Origin of the sequence: Paenibacillus forsythiae T98 (genome assembly GCF_000520735.1) — a bacterium.
In the GTDB taxonomy this organism is placed as follows: domain Bacteria; phylum Bacillota; class Bacilli; order Paenibacillales; family Paenibacillaceae; genus Paenibacillus_AQ; species Paenibacillus_AQ forsythiae.
Genome location: NZ_ASSC01000232.1, coordinates 1 through 5,226, shown reverse-complemented (window position 1 = coordinate 5,226; position 5,226 = coordinate 1). Strand labels below are relative to the sequence as shown.

The 5,226-nt window shown below is 53.4% G+C and carries 7 protein-coding genes; 5 read left to right on the top strand and 2 right to left on the bottom strand.

What is annotated here, in order from left to right; translation table 11 throughout:
* Positions 1-407: LamB/YcsF family protein (locus L692_RS0108145; RefSeq protein WP_025698830.1), on the top strand; the 407-nt coding region annotated here is incomplete at its 5' end.
* Here the strand turns inward: L692_RS0108145 and L692_RS33445 are convergent.
* Entirely contained in the window at positions 404-796 is a 393-nt protein-coding gene (locus L692_RS33445) for a fused MFS/spermidine synthase (protein ID WP_051503460.1), read from the bottom strand. The two genes, L692_RS0108145 and L692_RS33445, sit on opposite strands and share 4 nt — an antisense overlap.
* 146 nt (positions 797-942) lie before the next feature.
* Positions 943-1,071: a hypothetical protein gene (locus L692_RS33800; protein WP_269636722.1), complete on the bottom strand. Its 129-nt coding sequence runs from the start codon at positions 1,069-1,071 to the stop codon at positions 943-945.
* A 157-nt stretch (positions 1,072-1,228) separates the two neighbouring features.
* Between L692_RS33800 and L692_RS32510 the strand changes: the two genes are divergently transcribed.
* The 4 genes from L692_RS32510 (at position 1,229) to L692_RS0108120 (ending at position 4,953) form a co-directional block, all read left to right on the top strand.
* Complete coding sequence (locus L692_RS32510) at positions 1,229-1,402, top strand: hypothetical protein (RefSeq protein ID WP_198027726.1); 174 nt, start codon at positions 1,229-1,231, stop codon at positions 1,400-1,402.
* A gap of 162 nt (positions 1,403-1,564) precedes the next feature.
* Positions 1,565-1,750 (top strand): hypothetical protein, encoded by a 186-nt coding sequence (locus L692_RS0108130; protein ID WP_025698829.1) that lies wholly within the window; start codon positions 1,565-1,567, stop codon positions 1,748-1,750.
* 166 nt (positions 1,751-1,916) lie between these two features.
* Positions 1,917-3,719: a cache domain-containing sensor histidine kinase gene (locus L692_RS0108125; RefSeq protein ID WP_025698827.1), complete on the top strand. Its 1,803-nt coding sequence runs from the start codon at positions 1,917-1,919 to the stop codon at positions 3,717-3,719.
* A gap of 1 nt (position 3,720) precedes the next feature.
* Positions 3,721-4,953, top strand: coding sequence for a response regulator (locus L692_RS0108120; RefSeq protein ID WP_232238746.1), 1,233 nt, complete (start codon positions 3,721-3,723; stop codon positions 4,951-4,953).
* Positions 4,954-5,226: the final 273 nt, after the last annotated feature.

Genomic DNA, 5,226 nt, shown 5'->3' with positions numbered 1-5,226 from the left:
CGGCGTCCCGTCCGCTGGCCGACGCCATAGCGCTGGCCGTTCTCCGGTTCGACCCGTCCCTGTCGCTGTACGGACTGGCCGGAAGCGAGCTGCTTGCCGCAGGCCGGGCGGCGGGGCTGTCCACAGCAAGCGAGGTGTTCGCGGACCGCACCTATCAGCGGGACGGATCGCTGACCCCAAGACGCCAGCCGGGAGCCGTGATAACGGACATGGAGCAATCGGTCCGCCAGGTGATCCGGATGGTCAAGGAAGGCGTGGTTGCCGCTTTGGACGGCACGCTGGTCCCGCTTGAAGCCGAGACGGTCTGCATTCATGGGGACGGCGCCGGGGCGGCCGCTTTTGCAAGAGAATTGCGTCTGAGGCTGACAGCGGAAGGCATCGCGGTGAAGGCGAAGCGCCCGCTTTAGTCCGTCAGGATATATCCCGGAGGGAGCGTCGCCTGGGTAAAGCCAGCCATATAGCGGGCTTTGAAGCCAATGAGCTGGCCGCTGCCAGCGAGAATCATATTTTTGAGGCTGGCGGCGCCTTCTTCGGGGAGGACGAACGCCCGGGTATGGGGAAATGCCGAAGCAAGTGTCGTGTGGACCGCCTGTATCTGCCAGTCGCTTCCCCCTCTGCCCATCAGGTTCATCAGCATCAACCCGCCCGGCTTCAGTCTGCTCCGGACCAGCCGGAAGAACTCTTGCGATATCAAATGGCGGGGCGTGCCCTTGTCGCTGAATGCGTCAAGCACGATATAATCGAAGGCGCCGTCCCGTTCCTCTGCAAGCGCGCCGCGTCCGTCGCCGATTCGCACCGCATCCCCGCTGTATCCGTAATACGTTCTGCTGATTTCCGCGATCCGAGGGGCTGATCTCCACGGTTTTTACGGTTGTGCCGGATAAATGGCCGGAAATCGTCCCGACCCCGTGCCCGATGATGAACACGTCCTCAAATGCCGCGTTATTCCACTCCATCAAATGAAGGACAAAATTGCAGCACCCGAAAGCGCCCCTTCTCGCCGTACCATTCATCCGTATCGTATACCGCGATGTCATGTTCGTCTTCCCGCGTCTTATACAGCAGCTTCAATCTTCCCGTCTCCTTGCCGTCTTTTTTCTATCATGATAAAGGATAACGTTCGTGAATCCTACCTAAAGAGAACATTTAGCATGTTTGTAATAGGCGTCATCGGGCAACGATAACTATGAGCAAAGAAAGTACAACCTTTATGAAGGAGGAAACAAGCATGGCCGATCAAATCCAGAACGAGGCGGACATCCGCAACCGGGAAAATAGAAAGGGAGACTCGCTCGCCGAGATCAAGAAGATGGAGAACGGGGTCGATATCGAACCCGAAGCGGACGAGTGGGAAGCCAAACCGGCTGAAACCGCCCATCCTGATCCATTGCCTAAAAAATAAAGCAAAATTTTTATAAAAAAACAGGCTTTCCTCCGGGACAAGCCTGTTTTTTATGCTCGCTCATCATGTATACTGGACATATATCATAACTTCCATATTGCCCGATTGGCGCCGGACTTTCTGAATCTGTAACCCATTTTGCCCCCAGGGAGGAGAATGCAAATGCGTGATCGGAATCGAAACGCCCGTTACCGGCAGAAGCGGCAGGATGTTCTGGCCGGAGTCGTTCTTGAGAAAAAGTATGGCTTCGAGTTCGGGGTCAACAGCGAGATGAAGCTGGAAACGCTGAGAAGGATGAATGAGGGCGCGGCCCATTCGCCGGCGCTTAAAGATCAGTTCTCCAAGTAACTTTGTAGCCTGAGAAACGGATGTGCTCCTCTTGCGGGGACCGCGCAGCCGTTTCTTTTTTGCGTTCATCCAGCCTTGCACGATTCGACAATTTCTGTTGTCGCCGCTCTGCGGATTGTGATATATTTATCAGCAAATTCCGAAGGCAGAGAGGGAGTCGCACAGCATGAACCGGATCAGGCAGTTCCATTCCATGGGGTTAAGGACCAAATTAATGCTTCTGCTGCTGATCATCACGATACTGCCCCTCGGGTTGCTCGGGATGTTCTCATACCGCAAGGCTTCCACGGAAATTCAGATCAAGGCGTACGAAATCATATTAGAGAACCTGTCTCAAGTCAATCACAGCCTGACCGACTTTGTGCAGGATATTGAGCAGTTGTCCATGTACCTCTACAGCAACGAGGATATACAGAAGATTCTGTCCAAGCCGTCATCCCGGAGCGTGGCCGAGAAATATGAGGACGAGCAGACGGTGAACGGGATTTTGCAGAGCTTTCTGGGCTTTAAATCCTGGGACATTGAGCTGTATGTGATCGGGGTGAACGGAGAACGCTATTTTACAGGCGATTTCTTGCCGCCCGCTTACCGGGATTACGAGCCGAACTGGGGATTATTCCGCAAAGCAAGAATCGCGGGCGGCGGCCCTGCCTGGGACACCCATTACTCCTTGAAGAAAATTGAGGATTACGGGGCTGTGTTAAGCTCGGGAAGGCTGCTGAAATCGATTGAAACCGGGGAGACGCTCGGCTATTTCATCGTGGATATCAAGGAGTCCGCGTTGGCGGACAAGTACCAGAAGGCGCATCAGTATCCCGGCGGCGAGGTATATTTGCTGGATGCGAACGGCTATGTCATTTCCAGCAGCCCCTCCAAGCAGCAGGTCGGAACGCGCCTGAACAAAAGCTATATGGATGAAGTGCTGGGCGGCACCAAGGGTTATTTTTCCGCAGTGGATGAAGGGTCCGACAAAATGATTATTTATGACTCCTCCGATTCCTCCGGCTTCAAAATGGTGAGTGCCCTGCCTATCGGCGTATTGACGAAGGAGAGCCACAGCATCCGCAATTTGACGATATTTATTGTGATTTCCTGCATACTCATCAGTTATTGCGTCGCTTATTTGCTGTCGGACTACATGACGCGCCCACTCCGCAAGCTGCGGTTATTGATGAATGAGGTGGAGAAGGGCCGGATGGATGTCACCTTTCCTTCAAAATACAATGACGAGGTCGGGCATCTGGGACGCAGCTTTAATACGATGCTCCGGCAGATCAACCGGCTAATCCGCGAAGGCTACGAGAAGCAGCTTCAGGTGCAGGAGGCGGAGATCAAGGCGATTCAAGCGCAGTTCACGCCCCACTTTTTGTATAACGCGCTCGATTCGATTAACTGGATGGCGCGGATCCATGGAATGGATGCGATCAGCAAAGTGGCTGTGTCGCTGGGCAACCTGCTGCGGTTCAGCATCCGGCGCGGCAATCCGGTCATTCCGATCCGCGAGGATATGAAGCAAATCCGCAACTATTTGACGATTGTCCAGCTTAGATACCGCGACAAAATTAACATCGAGCTGGATATCGACGAGGAGATTCTGGATTTCTACACACCGAAGCTGCTATTGCAGCCTCTGGTGGAGAATGCGGTAGGGCACGGGCTGGAAATGAAGGAGGGCGAGGGGAAATTGCGGATTTGGGCAGGCGCCGTGGACCGGGAGGTTCAATTCATCGTGGAGGACGATGGCGTCGGCATGACCGGGGACAAGCTGGCGAAGCTATGGGAGCAGGAAGCGGAAAACGCATCGTCCGCGAAGACGCGGATTGGCCTGCACAATTTGAAGAAACGGCTGGAGCTGCATTTTGGGCCAAGGTATCAACTGGATGTGGAGAGTGAAGCGGGCCAAGGAACGAAGGTGACGATTCGTATTCCTTGCATTGCCGATCCGAAGGAGGTTGAACGGGTTGTATAAAGTGCTCATAACGGATGATGAATGGCTCATCAGGGAAGGATTGAAGCAGACGATTGACTGGCAGGCGCTGGGCTGCGAGATTGTGGCCGAGGCTTCGAACGGGGAGCAGTCGCTGCAGGCGGTTAAAGAGCATAAGCCGGATATTTTGCTGACGGATATTCGTATGCCGGCTATGAATGGAATGCAGCTTGCGGAAGAAGCGCAGCGGGTTCATCCCAAGCTTCGCATCATCTTTTTAACGGGATTTGATGACTTTACCTATGCGCAGCAGGCCGTGAGGCTCAAGGCGGCCGATTTTGTATTGAAGCCTACCAACCCGGACGAGCTGCTTGAGGTCATGGAAAAGGTCTGTCTCGAAATCAAGGCCAGCAGGGAGAGCGAGACGGTTGAACAGGAGCTTAGAGAGTGGGTGTCGGCAGGATATACCCTTGTGATGGAGAAGCTTCTGCATGACCAGTTACTAGGGATTTCCAATCCCAGATCCTTGAAGATGCTAACGGAGATCATAGATAACCGCCGGCTCTCTGGCGAAGGCTTCCGCATTGCCCTGATTCAGTATGAAGATTCGAACTATTGGCTTGAGCACCTGAAGGATGAACTGCATGACCGTTTGTGGGATATCCTCATGGGGCCTCCTGTGACACTGGGCGGGAACCTTGCGGCACTGCTGATCGGGGCGGATTCGGGAGCGGACAGCAGCCGGCTCTGGAGCCGGATTCAGGAGATTTCCGGTAAAAGTCAATTGGCAGTTGGGCTGAGCTTGACGCATCGAAGCCTGGAGAGCATAGGCCAGGCCCACCGCGAGGCTGCTGCTGCGCTCCATTTCAAGCGTCCGGGCTCGGGGCAGAAGAGCGGCATACATAAGTTTGGCGATATTGAGCTGTGGGGAGATCAGCCTGCGGCTTCCGATGCCGCCAATTTCAAACAGGTGGAGGCGTTCATACAGACACGGTATGCGGAGGACATTTCCCTGCAGCTGCTCGCTGCCCAGTTCCATGTAAGTGAAGCCCATTTCAGCAGGCTGTTCCGCAAAGCTACGGGAACCACCTTTATTGATTACTTGACACAGGTAAGAATGGAAAAAGCGATGGAGCTGCTATGCTCTCCCGATTCGCGGATCTACGAAGTATCGCTGGCTGTCGGTTACCAGGATTCACGCTATTTCAGCCAGCTATTCCGCAAGGCCACAGGCAAGACGCCTACGGAATTCCGTAAGGAACGGGAACTTATGTGAATCATATGATAATTATGAGTTAATTTCATGTTAAGTATAAATCCAGTGAAATCAAGGGATCGTCCTCGGTAGGGGGCGATTTTACTTTTTTTGGGAATCATTTTTTTAAACAGTTACGAAATTTTGTCCCATTGAGGGAACAGAGGCCGGTCAGTATAGTGGGTATAGAATCAATCGATGAAAGAAAACATGACATCAAGCGGAGGTAGGGAAAGAAATGAAGAAGAGATGGCTTAAAGGTCTGGTCACTATGGCACTCCTGACAGTAACGAT